This is a genomic window from Sphingobacterium thalpophilum, assembly GCF_901482695.1.
Classification (GTDB): Bacteria; Bacteroidota; Bacteroidia; order Sphingobacteriales; family Sphingobacteriaceae; genus Sphingobacterium; species Sphingobacterium thalpophilum.
Genome location: NZ_LR590484.1, coordinates 2,629,053 through 2,646,006 on the forward strand (window position 1 = coordinate 2,629,053; position 16,954 = coordinate 2,646,006).

Below are 16,954 nucleotides of genomic sequence, written 5' to 3' on the forward strand. Positions count from 1 at the left end.
TATGGAACAATATACCGGTGCTTTTCAGAAGGTATTACATGGAGGCTGGTATATTTTAGGAAACGAAGTGCGGCAATTTGAGGAATCATTTGCAGATTTTTGTGGGGTAAAATACTGTATCGGGGTGGCCTCAGGTCTAGATGCTCTTGTGCTATCCTTGCGGTACTTCGGGTTTGGTCCGGGAGATGAAGTGATTGTACCATCCAATACGTATATCGCTTCCATACTGGCAATTATGCAAGCAGGGTTAAAGCCTGTTCTCGTAGAACCGGATTTAAGTACATATAATATTGATCCAAACAAGATTGAGGCCGCCATTAGCAAACGAACCAGAGCAATATTGGTCGTTCACCTGTATGGTAAAATGTGTGATATGGATCCGATTCTTCAATTGGCAGATCAATATGAGCTTAAGGTTGTCGAAGATTGCGCACAAGCACATGGCGCAATTTACAAGGGCCGAAAGGCAGGCGCTTTTGGTGATTTTGGAGCGTTCAGCTTTTATCCAACAAAGAATCTCGGGGCTTTGGGAGATGCAGGTGCAATAACTTGTCGGGACGAAACGATGGAACAGTCAGTACGTACACTGCGGAATTACGGCTCATCCGTTAAATACGTGTTTGATGAAGTCGGCTATAACTCCAGACTAGATGAAATACAGGCGGCTTTCCTATCGGTTAAGCTAAGGCATCTTGACGAAATTACGGTGCACAAACAACGGCTTGCTGCAATTTATAGACAAGGGTTAAAAGCTGATTTTATTCTGCCAGCAGTGCAGGACGGTCATGTAGATGTGTATCATATTTTTGCTGTTCGGCATTCGCATCGGGACAGGTTAAAGAAATATCTATTGGACCACGGAATCGGGACAGAGATCCATTATCCAATAGCTCCGCACCGCCAGAAGGCACTGAAAGGCCTGTTTCCCGGTTTAGATTATCCCATTTCAGACGAGATTCACCGTACCGTGTTGAGTCTACCCATTTCGTATGGACATACCGAAGATGACATTTTTAGGGTTGTCGAGGTAATGAATAAGTTTTCATGAAATTTTTTTTGATTTGTCTGCTAATTATATTGAGTAAAGGTGCATTCTTAAAAAAAAGAAATAGACGGCTCCGTTTTCTGTTGGCTCTGACCTTACGTGAGTTGCTGTCCTGCCAGGTTTCAAAAGTGACATAGTGCAAACCTAGAGCCGCAAGAAAATCCAGATCCTTTGGCTGTGGTGATGAACTAAAGAACGTACTGCCATTTCGGGAACTATAAAGTATTTCCGCGGGATCGGTCCGTAATGCAAAGCTTTCTGGATCTGTTGAACGAAGGAAGTTACCGTAAGTTTCGTATTCCGAGAATCCCGATAATGGGAGGTCTTCTGTTTTTATGTTTTCTAATATATGATAAGGCCACGCACGGTCATCGTCATCTGCGCGTAGTTTAAGGAGCATGGTTCTCATCAGCGATGTTCTAACCATAAGATGTTCTGAAATAAACGAATAGTCTACTGCTTTAGATAAACCCAATATCCTTTTTAGTGTCTCAAAATAGGGAGGATGGTTTTCTTCACTCTTGTGGATCAACACCCTGTTTTCATTATTAAAAAAACGAATTGGTTTTAATGGAACTGTATCTGCGTCCCAAATTAAATAATATTCATTTTGTATGATTTTGGCAATTTCCATTTTTAGAAATTGTTGAAAATACCATCCGGCCCTTTCCTTTTTGTTTATTCTCTCTTCCAGATAGTTCGCTACCGATTGCAAATTGAAACGCTCAAATAGATCATTTTCGTTCACAAGAATTAAATCCAGTTCTGGTATCAATAATTGAAAATCTTTGAAGTGAGATTCATTTGTTACAACATAGATATGCTGTGGATGGAAAAATAACTTAAGACGTTGGATGACCGTTTTCGCAATTGCGATATGCTGGGGGCCCACACATATGATCGCATCATATTTTGGAGAGGAGGTAGGTACTTGCATGAGTAGAGAATTTAAAGGACTAAAATGTGATAAAATTAGGTAAAACTAGGCCTGTAGTATCTATGGCTGCGTCATTAATCCATTTTTTAGGGCAAACAACGATTTTGTCTGGCCGCTCATTGAGCCAAGCTCCCCACCAGCTAAAGCTGCTATTGGCAATAATATGGTGATTACACAATGACATAAGTTGTAAGTCTCTAAAACTGTTGATGCCAGTATTATGGTCAACAAAGACAGCATGCAAGTCCTTAAATACTGTTTTACACCATTCAATATCATTGGAAAATATAACAAATAATGGCGATTCTTGGGTCTCAAGAATATAGCGTATGCTTTGTTGATAATAATCTTCTGTGCAGATGTCTTTAAACAGCGGCTCTTTTAGGTAATCTCCCCGCCGTACATGAAGTGACACTGCGTTACTCTGATGGATTAATTTCTGTATAAGCTTGTTTTCGATATCTTCAATTGTAGGAAAGATTAGCTTCTGACGAAGAAGCGAAGCAACCGGTGTGATGTAATCGATATGTTGCCAATATCCCCAGTAATAACGGCTTTTGTGGTCATTGAAAAGTTCCGCTGAGTACGAGAAGGGAATTTTTTCTTCAAAATAACAACTTCTTGTGTTCAGAACTCTTCTTAATTTTCGCCACAACCACTTTCTATTATTTCTTGTATATAGGTTCTGCTCAAAAGCGCTGATTTCAGTTAATTTGATGTTGAAAATCGCTTCCAGCTCGAAACCATTATGTAATGTGTATTCTTCAAAATCAAATAGATCAGCCTTCACCTTTTCGAATTTCTGCTCTAAAGCTAAATAGAACGCGTACTGGAATAATTGATTGCCGAGGCCTCCTAGAAATTTAACTATTTTCATTTTATAAACAAGCCTTTTAAAGAATTTTTTAAACTACGTCTAACTTGTTTACTACTTAGTCGTATGAAGAGGGGAAAGGGTAGTGTAAATACATGATAAAAAGAAGAAATCCTTACTGTGTTCAATACAGCTTCGTACCATATATCCAAAATCTTCTTTTCGAACATTGTTTTTTCCAAGAAGTTGTTCTTCCTATTTATGTGGATTAGCAATTTTAAGAAAGATTTAAACGATGTGATATCTTTGTCCGCTACAGTGTTCGGGTGTAACAACCATTCAATTTGTTCAGATTTTGCATCTATTCCAAATTGTTTAATTCTACTTTTAACAATAGGAACATGGAGATTCGACATCTCCTCCTGTTTTCGCAAACTGATGTTTTCTCCATGAATCCGATATTCGACCAATACCTCTGGTAGATTGTCAGATTCAAAGTCATGTGATAACCTGGAAAACAATGCATAGTCCTCGGCCAATTGGAAATTCGGATATCCACCAAGTTTCCTAAATACTTCCATCCTAATCATTACTGTAGAATGTGTAAAACTGTTGCCGAACACTAATTTTAGTTTTACCGCATCAGAACCCGTCTTTTGTATTAAGATCTCTCCAGTTTTTCTCCCATCTTTGTCAATCACTATTCCTTGTCCACCGAGTAATGCTAAGGATGGCCGTTTTTCGAATGTTTCCCATTGTAATTGAAGTCTATTAATTATTGCTATATCGTCACTATCCAATATTGCCAAGTATTTCCCTTTCGCTTCAGTCAGCGCGATGTTCCTGCTGTATATTAGTCCTTTGTTTGAATTATTGTTAATTAACCTAATTCTTGGATCACTATAAGATTGAATAATATCAATTGTATTGTCGGTCGATCCATCGTTAATTATTAGTAATTCGAAGTTTTTGAAGGTTTGCTTCAAAATACTGTCAATTGCTTGTTTAATAAAAATAGCACTATTATAGGCAGTCATTAATACTGTTATTTCAGGCATTGTTATATTATTTAAGTATTAATAAATCTCTATATTTTTTTGTAAACGATTCTTCATTGAAGGACTTCTTTATGAGATTAATTACGTTCATAGACATTTCAGGTAACAATTCTTTATGATTCGCAATGAACGTTAATTTGTCCACAAACCCACTGATAAGATGTTCTGTATCTGAGTAGTTTTCTACAATAAATCCCGTGCCAGAACTTTCATTTACCCAAGAAGATACTTCACCTACATCAGTTATTATAGGTATGTTTCCAAGTGCCATTCCTTCTAATAACACCATTGGAAAGCCTTCATAGCTAGAAGTTAGCATAACGAGATGGCTTTTAGCGTAATGCAAATTTAACTGTGACTTATCCTTTATTCGTGGAATGAAGTTGACATTTTTTGTCAATTCATACCTATAGTTCTCAAAATCTCCAATCATCGTAAATATAAACGGAAGGCCCAGTTCTTCACACTTGCTGGCGACTTTAAGGAATACAGGAATACGTTTTTCAGGAGAATCTCTTGCTATGAATAAAACAGTTAAGTTGTTTTCAAAACTTTTTTTTGAAAAGTTCGTTGGAATTTCGACTTTATTTGGAATGATAAGTACTCTTTTAAGATATTCTTCATTTATATTTTTTTCACTGTAGTAGGAGGCGAGTTTTAGTACATGTTTGGGCCCTAAAACAATTCTTTTATCTATCAGAGGAATTAAAGGTAAGGACCATTCTTCAAATGAATTGTCTCCAATAAATGCGTGGATCAAATCAATCTTTTTAACATCTTTTTTTAATAGAGGCAATAAATCATAAAAGAAGTGACTATTGCATCCAAAGACTACAGCATTATTTGCCTTGTTTATCTTAACTGCAATTTTCTTTTGCATATGCTTTTTGAAGCTTTTTTTCCTTCCCCAACGGAATAGTTCGATTAAAGTCGAATTTTTAATGTATTGAGCCTTAAGATCGTTATTGATTGAAGAATCAGTGATAAAACACACAGGATTTTTATGGTTTACCGAACTCAAAATGTCTAAATGTACCCTTTCGGCGCCACCAATATGATAAAAAGGGAAGAAAAAATAAATTGAACCCTCCGATTTGTCTAGGCGTTTTACGATCGATGGGTATTTTATAATAGAAGTGAGCGTCGCGAGCCAGTTTCTGATTTTTAGCATAGAAAATATTTAAATAACTTATTCAATGCGCAAATTACAAAGAATTCTATATGTTGAGTAGAAAGATAGCCCAAAATGGTTGTTGGAATCGATTAGCTTTAGTTGTTAAGCAGAAAATACACGATTCAGTTGGCATAAAGCAGAGTGACAACCTTAAGTCTCACAAAAAGCATTAACTTTGTTTAATCATGAGATTGTTACAAATTAATTATAAGAGAAAGAATCGATGTTTCAAAAAGATTTAGTGAGTATTGTTATACCAGCATATAACGTAGAGAGTACGGTCATAGAGACGCTACAGTCAGTTACGAATCAGCTGTATAAAAAATTAGAAGTGATTGTTGTTGATGACGGTTCAAAAGATAAAACATATAGTGTTATAGAAGAGTTCGCGCAGCATCACTCAAATATAAAGATATTTTCAAAAGCTAACGAAGGACTACCCGCTACTAGGAATTACGGATTTCACTTTGTTACGGGAGAATATCTCCTTTTTTTGGATGCAGACGATTTATTAGACAAATCTTATGTCAGTTCATGCGTGGAAAAGTTCACAGAAGATAACAGTCTAGATATTGTCTATACACAGACTCAGTTTTTTGAGAGAGAAACTGGTATCTTTAATTTAGATGAATATTCTAAAGAAACAATACTTAGGACAAACTGTTTTACGGCGACGGCTATGATGAAAAGCGAGAACTTTAAGGCAATTGGATTGTACGATACGAATTTGAAATTTGCTGAAGATTGGGAGATGTGGATTAGAATGACACAACGATTTGATCATGTATATAAGATCCCAAAGCCGTTGTTCTATTATAGAAAGCGTCATTCTAATGACTCAATGACTGACCAGAATTGGAGAGCAAATATATCTGATGAAGCAACGCTATATATTTATATCAAACACTATTCTCTATTTAAGGAGTTTAATTACGGAATAGAACGATTATTAGAACGAGTTTCTTCAGAAGAACGATATAAGAAAAAGTATTATAATATTTGGTATAAAAAGCTGTTCTATTATTTTAAGAGAAAGAAGTAGCGTAAATGAAAGCCGTGTCGTTATATATTTCGAGTGAGTAGAGCAATATTTTCGACAAGTCGATGAAAAATATGGTGAAAAAAAAGAGTATTATATTGATTATTCCATTACATTTCCAGTTTTATAAGGAATTGATTCTCTCGTTACAGAATGCTGGCTTCGAAGTGATTTTTCTATTTATCACTGATAAACCTTTTAAGTATGCAAGTGCGTTTGAAAGACTTCGCAGTTTCATACACAAAAATATTTTATTGCAACGTAACTATAAAAAGCAGTTGATTTTCGATAGAGAGAATAAAACCTTGTTATATCAATTGGATGAGATTAAAAAAAGAGTGGATTATGCCTTAATTATTAGATCGGATCTACTGGGCATTGAGACTTTACGACATATAAAAAATAAGGTAAACAAAATGGTCGGCTATCAGTGGGATGGGCTTAATCGCTTTCCTGCGGTATTTGATCGTATTAATTTATTTCAAAAATTTTTTGTTTTTGACGAAAAAGATTATTTAAAATATAGAAGGTTGTACAATAATATTGAACTAACTACAAACTTCTATTTGGAAATTCCTCCTGATACAAATGTAATAGTTAAGCCTAAAAGCTTATGTTTTGTTGGTAGCTATCTTGAAAGTAGAATGCCCTTCATTATAGAACTAACCGAGTTCTTGATGCAGGAAGGGTTTGATGTTAATGTGAAATTACTTTGTACAAAAGATAGGACTATTGGGAAATATAGTGACTCTGGAATTGAATTTATAGCTGATCCTTTGACTTACAAGGAAATGCTTTGTCATGTTCAACATTACGAAGCTTTACTGGATTTTGATAATTCGGCAATACATAATGGGCTTTCGTTTCGCATATTCGAAGCGCTATTCTATCGAAAAAAGATCATTACCAATAATCTATCTATAAAAAACTATGATTTTTATCATCCAAATAATATATTCATCTGGAATGGTGACAATCTATTAAAATTGAAAGAGTTTTTGAATATACCGCTCGTTGAGATTGACTCTTCGATTATTGAAAAATATTCTTTTAGGAATTGGGTAAAAAAAGTATTGGACTAGCTGTAATTGGAGGTATAAAATAGGTATTTTCGTATTTCAAATTTAGAATATGAAAAATTTAAATATCATATTTGATGCCGAGCGGATGAAATATCCTCATACAGGCTTATTTCATTTTTGTAAGCAATTAGGCCAAGCTTTATTGAAGAAGACAACGGATCCCTATGAGATGGTGTTTTTTACAAATAACCCCGCTAATGAGGATTTTGGAACAGAAGCAAATTATTACCAGCAAAAATCATTGCAGAAATTCTGGATGCCGCGTTTTGCTAATTTTAACCTTTGGCATTCTTCGTTTCAATTAAGCGATTATTTTCCCAGAAATTCTCGTATCAAAGTTCTTTCCACGATTCATGATCTTAATTTCTTAAAGGAAGGCAAATCAATAGAAAAAGAAAAGAAATATTTAAAAAAAATACAAGCAAATTTAGATAGAGCTGACATTGTTGTAGCTATATCTCATTATGTTAAAAAAGATCTAGAAAACTACTGTGATCTAAAACGGAAACCACTTCACGTAATTTATAATGGAAATAATATTGATCAGAAATATTTAGATCAGCTAGATCGACCGCAGGATAATACCCATAAACCCTTTATTTATTCTATTGGTACCATAAATCGTAAGAAAAATTTTCATACGTTGCTTTATTTATTAGTTGGGAATAATTTGGAATTGACCATTAGTGGTATTATCGCAGAGCCGGATTATAATCAATATATTCTTGATCTAGCGGCTGAGTTAGGCGTAGCAGAACGTGTTCATTTAACTGGCCCCGTTTCTGAAGAAGAGAAATACCGGTACTTAAGAGATTGTGCTTTATTTGTCTTTCCTTCAATCGCCGAAGGTTTTGGACTACCTGTTATTGAGGCGATGTCTTTCGGCAAAAAAGTGCTTTTGTCTAAATATACATGCCTGCCTGAAATCGGGGGGCCAGAGGCTTTCTTTTTGGATTCCACTGATCCTGATTACATGATCGAATTTGGTAAAACCACACTTCAGGATATTATCAATGGCGAAGATCGTGCTAATGAAATTAAAAGCTGGGCGGAGCAGTTTTCCTGGGATAAGGCGGCTAGTGAATATTGGAAACTTTATAAAGAACTTTTGAAATAAGATGGCTATACCGAAAGTAATATATCAAACATTTAAAACGCAACAAATTCCTTGGTTAACGAAACTATATATCAAGAGCTTTAGGCGTAAGAACAAGGGGTATAGTTATGAATTTTATGATGATAGAAGAGTAGATGAGTTTATCAAAGACTCGTTTGATGAGGAAGTGTATAAAGCCTATTCCAAACTACAGATAGGCGCAGCCAAAGCCGATTTTTTTCGCTATGCTATTCTTTATAAAAAGGGTGGGATCTATTTAGATCTGGATAGCGATATTCTTGTCAAGTTAGATGAACATCTTAGTGATGAGGACTATGCCGTTATTACGCGCGAAAAAAATCATCAAAACCTTTTCGCACAATGGGCCTTAATTTTTGACAAAGAACATCCTTTTCTGGAGCGCACTATTGAGTATATCGTCGAAAATATTCAGCAAAATAAATTTCCACATGACGTGCATGGAATGACGGGCCCAACGGTATATACACGTGCTATTAATGACGTAATTGCTGAGAACCCGGCGGTTTCGTATCGTATTGTGCCAGATGACTATCGAGGTATAATGAAATTCAAATATAAATTAGGCAAGCTGCTCATTTATGGCGATCGATCACAGCATTGGAAAAAATTGCAAAAAGTGATTCCGGTGATAAAGACTGAAGATTAGAGCGCTAAATATTGCGTCTCCCATTGACGGGCTAAATATTCATCGTTAAAACGTTGAGCATAGATCAATCCATCGGCTATCATTTTATTCCGTAAAGAGGTAGAAAAAATAACGCTCTCAATAGCATATTGAATTTCGTTAATGTCATGTGGTGATACATACAGGGAAGAGGGCCCTCCAGCTTCCGGAAATACCCCGGATTTTGTAGTAATTACCGGTGTGCCTGAATACAAAGCCTCGATTATCGGGATTCCGAATCCTTCATAAATGGAAGGATATATAAAGGCAAGTGCGGATGCATAGAGAACTGACAGTTCCTGCATATTCAATCCGCTGAGAAAGTAAACACGATTTTTCATTTGATGTTGCGCAACAAAGTCTTGTAACTGCCTGCTATATTTCGTGCTTTTACCAACAATTACTAATGGAATGTCTATGTTGGTGATAGCTTTAACAATAGATAATGCATTCTTTCGCTCTTCTACTGTCCCGACGTTCAATAAAAATTGATTCGGAAGGTCCAATTTCTTCTTTAATATTTGCTTTTCTTCATTGGTTTTCTCTAATTTAAAAGCCTCATGACATCCCTGGTAAATTACTTCAATTTTTCCTTCATGAATATTGAAGAATTCGATGATATCCTCTTTTGTCTGCTTGCTAATAGCGATGATACGGTCTGAAGCCTCGCACGCATGTCTGAACTTCTTCTTATAAATCCATCGGTCAATAGGATGGTAGAGCTCAGGGTGCCGCATAAAAATAAGATCGTGAATCGTTACGATCGACTTAATCCCTGTTTTGGCCAGCCCTAAAGGGATTTCGCCTGACAGCCCGTGAAAGATATCAATCTGGTCTTTCTTCAGATCCTGCACAATACGCCGGTTGCGCCATAGATTAGGCCAGGTTGTATTGATAAAACCTTCCGGCAAACGAGTTGTTTGAGCAATTTCCGGATGGTCAATTATGTAGCTGCCTGTTTTCGTGGTGTATTTTATATAGTCGTTCTGTGGAACATATTTCTCCAGAATACGTACCAGATCCCGACTGTAATTACCCAGTCCGGTTTTATTCAAAAAATAGCGTTTTGCATCAAATCCTATTCTCATCTTATCGCCGTTATTTTTTCGATCACCATTGCCGGAGTAATTAAATCAATCGCCTCTATACCATTACAGTCGCAGGGTTTGTTGCCGTACACCGAACTGGGACGGTTGGGATGTTCGACCTGGATGCAGTCCGCCAGCTGCTGCCCATATCCTGTAAATCCTGCATAGGGATGCGTGGCGCCCCATAAAGACAGACAACGGACACCCATTAAGGAGGCCATATGCAGCCCGGACGAATCCATGCTGATCATCAGGTCTAGATTGGATATGATATCCAGCTCCTCCTGTAAATTAAACTTTCCAATGGTATTGAAGGTATTAGGGAAGCGCTCCGTCCAGTTCTGAGCAATTTGAAATTCAGTCTTGCCGCCACCAAAGAGCAGTACGTCGTATTCGTTGTGTGTCAGATAATCGATCACTTGCTCCATGTTGTGTGAAGACCATATCTTATAACGATGCTGGGCAAATGGCGCAATGCCTATTTTTTTACGGCGTATATTGCCGAACATACTGAAAGCCGCCTTGGGGACGTCCTGCAGATTCGGTATCAGACGATTGGAAAGCGTAAAGATAAACCCCAGGGCACGAAAGACATCTGCATAGCGTTCGACAGTCAGCTTTAGTGGCACTTTAACCTTGTTGTCTTTTCTGATAAGCGCCTTTTTCTCAGCACGTCCTTTATCCAGCTGTTTTACGGTCAAACCTGATAAAGAAAATAGCAGAGCGAGCACGCGGGAACGTAGGTTAAAGTGTAAATCTGCCACGGCATCTGCTCCATATTGCGCTAGCTCTTTTTTCAGCCTAATCAAACCCCGCAAACCTTTATGTACTGTTTTTGGCTCTATTGCGTGAAACCGCATATTCGGTATCCCATCAAAGAATGGCTCAAAAAAGCGACGGCTGACCATAATGATTTCGACCCGCGGAAACTGCTGACGAAACTCTCTTAATACAGAAGCGACCATGGCGACATCACCCATGGCGGAAAACCGAGTTACTATGATTCGCTGAGGCAAAGACATGTTTCTATTTCCCGGAGGTATAAAGTACTGGGTTAAGTGCCGGATCGTTATACATCTTCATCTGTTTATATACTTTCATGTATTTGTTGCCGGCTTCAATGTCGTTCAACAGTTCATCGATACTCTGTGACAGATCTTTTCGCTGTTCGAGCAAGATATTCAATTTTTCCTGACAGGCTGCAATATGTGCTTCTGATGCATCCGAACGCCATGTTTCCTGCTCCATGTGGTAGATCTTCAAAGCTAGGATAGAGAGCCGGTCAATGGCCCATGCTGGGCTTTCGGTGTTGATCTTTGCATCGGGCCTGGCCTCTATATCTTTATATTGCTGCAAAAAATAGCTGTCGATATATTCTACGGTGTCGGTGCGGTACTGATTCGATTCGTCGATGCGCCGTTTCCAATATAGACCCTCTTTGGGATCAATTGACGGATTACGTACAACATCTTCCATATGCCACTGAACGGTGTCAATCCAGCACTTGAGGTAAAGGAGATGTTCTAGGGATTGTGTGTCATACGGATTCTGGATTGGATGATCAATCTGGTCGTATACGTGGTAATCCTGGATAGCACGTTGGAAAATCGGATTTGCTATTGCACTAATCATAACACAAACTTAGATAAATTTGCCAGTATATACAATTATAATCGCGCGCTGTGCTAAGGTAAAACCTGTTCCTTCAACCGATGCGCCGTTCGCGACCAGCCGTAAAACATATGGTGATACGGCACAGCCTGCAACTTAAAATAAGGACAATAAAATGTCGGGAAAAATACCCAGCAATAGGACCGCGACGGTACAGAGCAGTCCGATGCCAAGCAGCAGGCGCGATGGCAGGAAAGTATGTTGCTCAGCCGTTTCCTTTAAGAATGCGTTCAGCGGGATTTTAAAGTAGTAAAACAGGGAAATGACCGAGGTCAGCGCGCCCACGATCAGTAACGTCAGCAGGCCGAAGGTGGGGAATTGCTGATATTGCTCAAATACTTTGGAAAATACCAAAAGTTTACCAACAAAACCGGCCGTGGGCGGTAAGCCGACCAACGCCACCAATACCACAGAAAATGCGGTAAAGAGGAGTGGGAATTGCCTGCCAAGTCCACGATAGGAGTCGATGGAAGTCGTTCCCAGAGCATTCTCCAATGAATCAATGAAAATAAAAACGGCAATATTCATCAACGCATAGATGGACAGATAAAACAACAGCACATTGGCCTCGTTATTTTGATAAACCAGTACGGCCATTAATAATATCCCCGTATGGCCGATAGAAGAATAAGCCATCATCCTTTTGGCGTCCTGCTGCCGTAGGGCAGCCAGGTTGCCGACCAGCATGGTTGCTATGGCGATGATGATCACGACATAGAGCAGAAAATCACTGAAATAAAAAGATACGGACAGCCATGCTGCCAGGAGCTTGGATAACAGCACGACAACAGCTATTTTCGGTACTGTGGCCAAGTAGGTCGTCACCACGGTCGGTGCGCCCTGATAGACGTCCGGGCTCCAGACATGAAAAGGGAAGAAGCTCAATTTAAAGCCTATTCCTGTCAGCAAAAAGAGCAGCGCAAGGCTGATCAGTACCCGTGGGGCTTCCATGAGGCCTGCAATATGGCTGGATGCATCGAAATTCAAGTTTCCCGTGAAACCGTACAGCAGAGATAGGCCGTAAAGCATTACCGCAGCACAGATCGAACCAAAGAGGACATATTTTAGCGCGGCTTCAGATTGAGTTTTACTGGAGGAAAAATAACCGACCATGACGTACGAACTGATAGAGACAGTTTCGACCGCAATAAAAATCATCAGCCAGTTGCTGGACATGGTCAACAGATTTAAACCCAGCGTGGCTGTCAGCAGTACAGCATAGAAGTCACCTAATGGACGGTCTTCCTGATGGCGGCGCTGCACAAAAAGACAAATCAGCAGGGTTGAAAAAAGGATAACCATCCGGGCTGAAGTAGCGAAAGGATCGATATGGATCATATCGAAAAATGCAACCATATCGACTTTACTGAGCCCTTGTCCCAGCAGATAACAGCCACTGAGTGCCATACCGGCAAAAGTAATGACAAATGAGCTCTTTTTCCAGCGGCGGTCTAAAAACAGGCTGGCAATAATTGCAGCAATAAAGGTGATGACCAGCGTAAGTTCGGGTTTAAAATAGGGAATACTGGCGATGACCTGATCGATAAAAGAACTGATATATGGACCGAATGCGAGCATGCTGGGTTAAATAAATTGTTGTATAATGCTGAGAAGGTTCAATACACTTGCATTTAGCTGACTAAATACCAGGGAAGGCATGATGCCCAGCAAAAGAGCGAGTGCCAGGGTCGGAAATAGGATCAGCTGTTCGCGGCCATTGACATCCGTCAGGGCATGTGCCCAGCTGTCGGCGCCTTTCAGGCGGACCTGTCCAAAAAACATGCGCTGCAATGTCCACAAGAGATAGGCTGCGCTCAATAAGATACCGACAGATCCCGCGAGTGCCATCCAGCGCGGTAAGCCAGTGCCTAAGCTGGCGGCATTAAATGAACCGATAATAACAAAAGCTTCGCCGATAAAGGCGGAAAAGCCCGGCAACCCGAGAGAAGCAAAGAACGCGACGGCAACATAACCTGTGTATTTGGGCATGATCTGCGCCAATCCCCGAAAACTGTAAATATTACGGTCATGCACACGGTCATAAAGGACTCCCACCAGAAAAAAGAGCGCTGCAGACAGAAAACCATGGGAGATCATCTGGAACATGGCTCCTGAGATACCTTCGGCAGTCAGCGAGGCTACACCGAGCAACACAAAGCCCATGTGCGATACCGACGAATAGGCGATCATCCGCTTCAGATCCTTTTGGGCTAATGCATTCAATGCGCCATATAGGATGGAAACCACTCCGATCAACCCCAGCCACCAGTTGGAAAGTGCAGCCATATCGGGAAAGATGCTATAGCAGATGCGGATAATGCCATAGCCACCAATCTTCAGCAGGATCCCCGCCAGAATAATCGATACCGGCGTTGGTGCCTCCACGTGAGCGTCGGGCAGCCAAGTGTGCAAGGGTACAATAGGAACCTTAATGGCAAAGGCAAAAAACAGCACAATGAAGCCAACCAGCCTTGCCGAAATACCCAGTATCTCCCGATATCCACCCCAGGCAAAGAGGGAATCCGCGAGGTAGTTCTGGGGATTCATCATATGGATCATATTGAATGTGTGCGCTCCGGTCTCTGGATTGACCACCGAAAAGTAGAGGCCTACAATGATCAATAGCATGAAAACCGATCCAAATAGCGTATAAAGGAAAAATTTGATGGCTGCATATTCCCGCCGGGCTCCACCCCAAATACCGATGAGGAAATATAGTGGAAGTAACATGACTTCGTAAAACAAATAGAACAGGAAAAAGTCCAGCGCACAGAAAATACCCATCACAGCCATATTGAGCACCATCAATAGGGCAAAATAACCTTTGGGACTTTTTTGTATATTCCAGGATGCGCCGATGGCCATGAGCATTACAAAAGCGCTGAGCAGCAGCAAGGGCATGGAAATACCGTCGATGCCAATAAGGTAATCAATTTCAAGTGTGCCTATCGTACCCAGGTCGAGTCGGATCCAGGGCAGCTGCTCGACAAACTGATACCCAGCTAGATCCTGAATACCCGTCTGGCCCGCATCAAAATGTGCATAACATATACCAGCCAGCACAAATTGTATTCCAGTGATGGCAAGGGCAATGTATCGATAACTCGACTTAAAGCGTGTCGGTAAGGCGAGAATGATAGCTGTTGCCAAAAGCGGTAAAAATATCAGTAAGGATAGAATAGGCATGTCCTAAAAAAATATAAGATAAATTAAACCAAGTAAAACAAACAAAAACACGGAATACAACGCTGTCTGCAATTTTCCGTTCTGCACCAAGCGCACCTGATTTCCCGTCCAGTATGCGATTGAAGCGACTGTGTTGACAAAACCGTCCACAATATATTTGTCTACCCATACGCTCAGCTGTGATAAGGAGAGGACGATGGACCGAACAAAAGCAACCAGGGCATCGACGATATGGCGGTCAAACCAGTAACTAAACTGTGCTAATTTTAATATGCCCTGAACGAAGGTGACCTGGTAGATCTCATTCAGATATCCCTGGTGCAAAGCGGCTTTTAAAGTCCATTTATCAGGATCTAGCGGATATTTATTTTGCACATACCATCTCCAGCCTATGACCCAGCCCACAGCGGATCCCAGCAGCAGTAGCAAAGGAATGATCAGGTGGGCACTATGGCTGGGAGCAAACTGATATTCTCCCGGCAATAGGCCATCCATCAGCCACGAATCGTGATAAGAGAGTGGGGTGGTGGAAAATAGGGGGAATAAACAGCATATTCCCAAAAAAAACATCGGAACCAGCATCGTACGCGGCGCCTCATGTAATGGGTGTGCCTGTAGCGTTTCTGGTAGCCGCGCCCGTAGGCGAAATTCGCCAAAAAATGTTTTAAAGATTAACCGGCCAATATAGAATGCCGTCAATATGCTGACCAGAACCAGACAGACTGGGATGAACAGATAGCCTCCTCCATGTGCCAATGCCCATTCAAAAGCGGATATGACGATACTGTCTTTGGAGAGGTATCCTGAGGTGAGCGGAAAGCCCGCCAGGGCCAGCGAGGCCAGACTCATTAGGATAAAGGTTTTGGGCATATATTGTTTTAGCCCGCCCATCTGGCGGAGGTCCTGCGGATCGAAGTCCAAATGACTATGTTCTTTGAGGTGCGCCATCTCGTGAATGACTGCCCCTGCTGCAAGAAATAAAAGGCATTTAAAGAAGGCGTGTGTGACCAGGTGAAATAAAGCTGCATCCCAGGTGCCAATACCGATACCGACCATCATAAAACCCAGCTGTGAAATGGTTGAGAATGCCAGGATACGTTTGATGTCGTATTGACCGACGGCGAAGTAAGCTGCGGATGCTGCGGTAACCGTGCCTATGATTGCTATAAACAACAACACACTTTCATTGAATAACGGAAGTACGGTTGCTAGTAGGAATACTCCAGCGGCAACCATTGTGGCAGCGTGAATAAGGGAGGATACGGAGGTCGGCCCCTCCATGGCATCGGGCAGCCATACATGTAGTGGGAATTGTGCCGATTTGGCCATCGCAGCTACAAAAAATGCAAGCCCGGCTACCGTTAACCAGATCTGATCCATTGTATTGACCGGCGAGACCCACTGTCCATCTGCGACACTGGTCTGAGCGAAGAGGCCACCCTCAGCAAAAAGTTCAGCTACATTGAGAGTCTGGAACTGTGTAAATAGAATTGCCAGGCCAATCAAGAAACCTAAATCGCCAATACGATTGACAATAAATGCTTTTTTGTTGGCTTGTACAGCTGATTCACGGGTAAACCAGAAACCGATGAGAAGGTACGATGCAAAGCCCACCAGTTCCCAGAAGATATACATAAGCAAGAGGCTGTCCATAATTACCAGGCCCAGCATAGCGAAACAAAACAGACTGAGATACATCCAGTACCGGTGAATGCCAGTGTCGCCCTTCATGTATGCTCTGGAGTAGATATGTACAGGTAGTGCTATGGTTGGAACCAGCAGCAGCATGAGTGTGCTGAGGTTGTTGAGCAGGATGCCGACTGTAAACGTGGATCCACCAATGGTAAACCAGTTGATCTGGCTGGAAACGGGCGGACTGTTCCAGCAGGTTAGCCAGGTGAGTCCACCAAAAACAAAGCTGAGCACAATAGCCAGCAGGGAGACGCCCCCCGATTGATCATGTCTGCCTGCGACTGCCTGGTAAAGGAAGGCAATAAATGGTGCTAATACGGCGAGCAGCGCGGTCAATAGGGGCGATATGTTAACAAGCTGATCCAA

The 16,954-nt window shown here is 40.7% G+C and carries 15 protein-coding genes; 5 read left to right on the forward strand and 10 right to left on the reverse strand.

All coding sequences use genetic code 11. The features are described 5' to 3' along the window. Nucleotide 1 precedes the first annotated feature (1 nt). A complete protein-coding gene (locus tag FGL37_RS10875; RefSeq protein WP_232048679.1) occupies nucleotides 2-1,048 on the forward strand; it encodes a DegT/DnrJ/EryC1/StrS family aminotransferase in 1,047 nt (348 codons plus the stop codon). Here FGL37_RS10875 and FGL37_RS10880 read toward each other — a convergent pair. The 4 genes from FGL37_RS10880 to FGL37_RS10895 are packed head-to-tail and all read right to left on the reverse strand — an operon-like array spanning nucleotide 1,014 to nucleotide 4,734. After that, on the reverse strand, nucleotides 1,014-1,982 hold the full coding sequence (locus FGL37_RS10880; RefSeq protein ID WP_051607322.1) for a DUF6492 family protein: 969 nt from the start codon (nucleotides 1,980-1,982) through the stop codon (nucleotides 1,014-1,016). The genes FGL37_RS10875 and FGL37_RS10880 overlap by 35 nt on opposite strands. Nucleotides 1,983-2,001: 19 nt before the next feature. Beyond that, the gene (locus FGL37_RS10885) at nucleotides 2,002-2,859 is read right to left on the reverse strand and encodes an alpha-1,2-fucosyltransferase (protein ID WP_028072106.1); all 858 of its coding nucleotides are present in this window, start codon (nucleotides 2,857-2,859) and stop codon (nucleotides 2,002-2,004) included. Beyond that, nucleotides 2,856-3,854: a glycosyltransferase family 2 protein gene (locus tag FGL37_RS10890; protein WP_051607323.1), complete on the reverse strand. Its 999-nt coding sequence runs from the start codon at nucleotides 3,852-3,854 to the stop codon at nucleotides 2,856-2,858. The genes FGL37_RS10885 and FGL37_RS10890 overlap by 4 nt, the downstream gene beginning before the upstream one ends. 7 nt (nucleotides 3,855-3,861) lie before the next feature. Further along, nucleotides 3,862-4,734 carry a glycosyltransferase family 4 protein gene (locus FGL37_RS10895; protein WP_160169550.1) on the reverse strand — a complete coding sequence of 291 codons (873 nt, stop codon included), beginning with the start codon at nucleotides 4,732-4,734 and terminating at the stop codon, nucleotides 3,862-3,864. Nucleotides 4,735-5,251: 517 nt separating this feature from the next. Between FGL37_RS10895 and FGL37_RS10900 the strand changes: the two genes are divergently transcribed. The 4 genes from FGL37_RS10900 to FGL37_RS10915 all read left to right on the forward strand — a co-directional run bounded on the left by FGL37_RS10900 (nucleotide 5,252) and on the right by FGL37_RS10915 (nucleotide 8,933). Further along, complete coding sequence (locus FGL37_RS10900; protein WP_028072108.1) at nucleotides 5,252-6,070, forward strand: glycosyltransferase family 2 protein; 819 nt, start codon at nucleotides 5,252-5,254, stop codon at nucleotides 6,068-6,070. Between the two features lie 71 nt (nucleotides 6,071-6,141). After that, complete coding sequence (locus tag FGL37_RS10905) at nucleotides 6,142-7,149, forward strand: WaaS/CpsH family glycosyltransferase (RefSeq protein ID WP_138096787.1); 1,008 nt, start codon at nucleotides 6,142-6,144, stop codon at nucleotides 7,147-7,149. A 49-nt stretch (nucleotides 7,150-7,198) separates the two neighbouring features. Further along, nucleotides 7,199-8,266, forward strand: coding sequence for a glycosyltransferase family 4 protein (locus FGL37_RS10910; RefSeq protein ID WP_051607324.1), 1,068 nt, complete (start codon nucleotides 7,199-7,201; stop codon nucleotides 8,264-8,266). 1 nt (nucleotide 8,267) lies between these two features. Continuing rightward, the gene (locus FGL37_RS10915; RefSeq protein WP_028072111.1) at nucleotides 8,268-8,933 is read left to right on the forward strand and encodes a glycosyltransferase family 32 protein; all 666 of its coding nucleotides are present in this window, start codon (nucleotides 8,268-8,270) and stop codon (nucleotides 8,931-8,933) included. Here FGL37_RS10915 and FGL37_RS10920 read toward each other — a convergent pair. The 6 genes from FGL37_RS10920 to FGL37_RS10945 form a co-directional block, all read right to left on the reverse strand. Beyond that, complete coding sequence (locus FGL37_RS10920) at nucleotides 8,930-10,039, reverse strand: glycosyltransferase family 4 protein (protein WP_028072112.1); 1,110 nt, start codon at nucleotides 10,037-10,039, stop codon at nucleotides 8,930-8,932. The two genes, FGL37_RS10915 and FGL37_RS10920, sit on opposite strands and share 4 nt — an antisense overlap. Next, nucleotides 10,036-11,061: a glycosyltransferase family 9 protein gene (locus FGL37_RS10925; protein WP_028072113.1), complete on the reverse strand. Its 1,026-nt coding sequence runs from the start codon at nucleotides 11,059-11,061 to the stop codon at nucleotides 10,036-10,038. Before FGL37_RS10925 ends, FGL37_RS10920 begins: the two co-directional genes overlap by 4 nt. 4 nt (nucleotides 11,062-11,065) lie before the next feature. Next, complete coding sequence (locus FGL37_RS10930; RefSeq protein ID WP_028072114.1) at nucleotides 11,066-11,671, reverse strand: DUF4254 domain-containing protein; 606 nt, start codon at nucleotides 11,669-11,671, stop codon at nucleotides 11,066-11,068. 135 nt (nucleotides 11,672-11,806) lie between these two features. Beyond that, nucleotides 11,807-13,288: an NADH-quinone oxidoreductase subunit N gene (locus FGL37_RS10935; protein WP_028072115.1), complete on the reverse strand. Its 1,482-nt coding sequence runs from the start codon at nucleotides 13,286-13,288 to the stop codon at nucleotides 11,807-11,809. 6 nt (nucleotides 13,289-13,294) lie between these two features. After that, a complete protein-coding gene (locus FGL37_RS10940) occupies nucleotides 13,295-14,896 on the reverse strand; it encodes a complex I subunit 4 family protein (RefSeq protein ID WP_028072116.1) in 1,602 nt (533 codons plus the stop codon). A 3-nt stretch (nucleotides 14,897-14,899) separates the two neighbouring features. Then, nucleotides 14,900-16,954, reverse strand: a complete 2,055-nt coding sequence (locus FGL37_RS10945; RefSeq protein ID WP_028072117.1) for an NADH-quinone oxidoreductase subunit 5 family protein — start codon at nucleotides 16,952-16,954, stop codon at nucleotides 14,900-14,902.

Bases quoted from the DNA above. Each gene is read 5' to 3' on its own strand.
- FGL37_RS10905 (WP_138096787.1), top strand. From the start codon at position 6,142: ATGGTGAAAAAAAAGAGTATTATATTGATTATTCCATTACATTTCCAG.
- FGL37_RS10895 (WP_160169550.1), bottom strand. From the start codon at position 4,734: ATGCAAAAGAAAATTGCAGTTAAGATAAACAAGGCAAATAATGCTGTA.
- FGL37_RS10915 (WP_028072111.1), top strand. From the start codon at position 8,268: ATGGCTATACCGAAAGTAATATATCAAACATTTAAAACGCAACAAATT.
- FGL37_RS10880 (WP_051607322.1), bottom strand. From the start codon at position 1,982: ATGCAAGTACCTACCTCCTCTCCAAAATATGATGCGATCATATGTGTG.
- FGL37_RS10940 (WP_028072116.1), bottom strand. From the start codon at position 14,896: ATGCCTATTCTATCCTTACTGATATTTTTACCGCTTTTGGCAACAGCT.
- FGL37_RS10935 (WP_028072115.1), bottom strand. From the start codon at position 13,288: ATGCTCGCATTCGGTCCATATATCAGTTCTTTTATCGATCAGGTCATC.
- FGL37_RS10920 (WP_028072112.1), bottom strand. From the start codon at position 10,039: ATGAGAATAGGATTTGATGCAAAACGCTATTTTTTGAATAAAACCGGA.
- FGL37_RS10930 (WP_028072114.1), bottom strand. From the start codon at position 11,671: ATGATTAGTGCAATAGCAAATCCGATTTTCCAACGTGCTATCCAGGAT.
- FGL37_RS10925 (WP_028072113.1), bottom strand. From the start codon at position 11,061: ATGTCTTTGCCTCAGCGAATCATAGTAACTCGGTTTTCCGCCATGGGT.
- FGL37_RS10910 (WP_051607324.1), top strand. From the start codon at position 7,199: ATGAAAAATTTAAATATCATATTTGATGCCGAGCGGATGAAATATCCT.
- FGL37_RS10890 (WP_051607323.1), bottom strand. From the start codon at position 3,854: ATGCCTGAAATAACAGTATTAATGACTGCCTATAATAGTGCTATTTTT.
- FGL37_RS10885 (WP_028072106.1), bottom strand. From the start codon at position 2,859: ATGAAAATAGTTAAATTTCTAGGAGGCCTCGGCAATCAATTATTCCAG.
- FGL37_RS10900 (WP_028072108.1), top strand. From the start codon at position 5,252: ATGTTTCAAAAAGATTTAGTGAGTATTGTTATACCAGCATATAACGTA.
- FGL37_RS10875 (WP_232048679.1), top strand. From the start codon at position 2: ATGGAACAATATACCGGTGCTTTTCAGAAGGTATTACATGGAGGCTGG.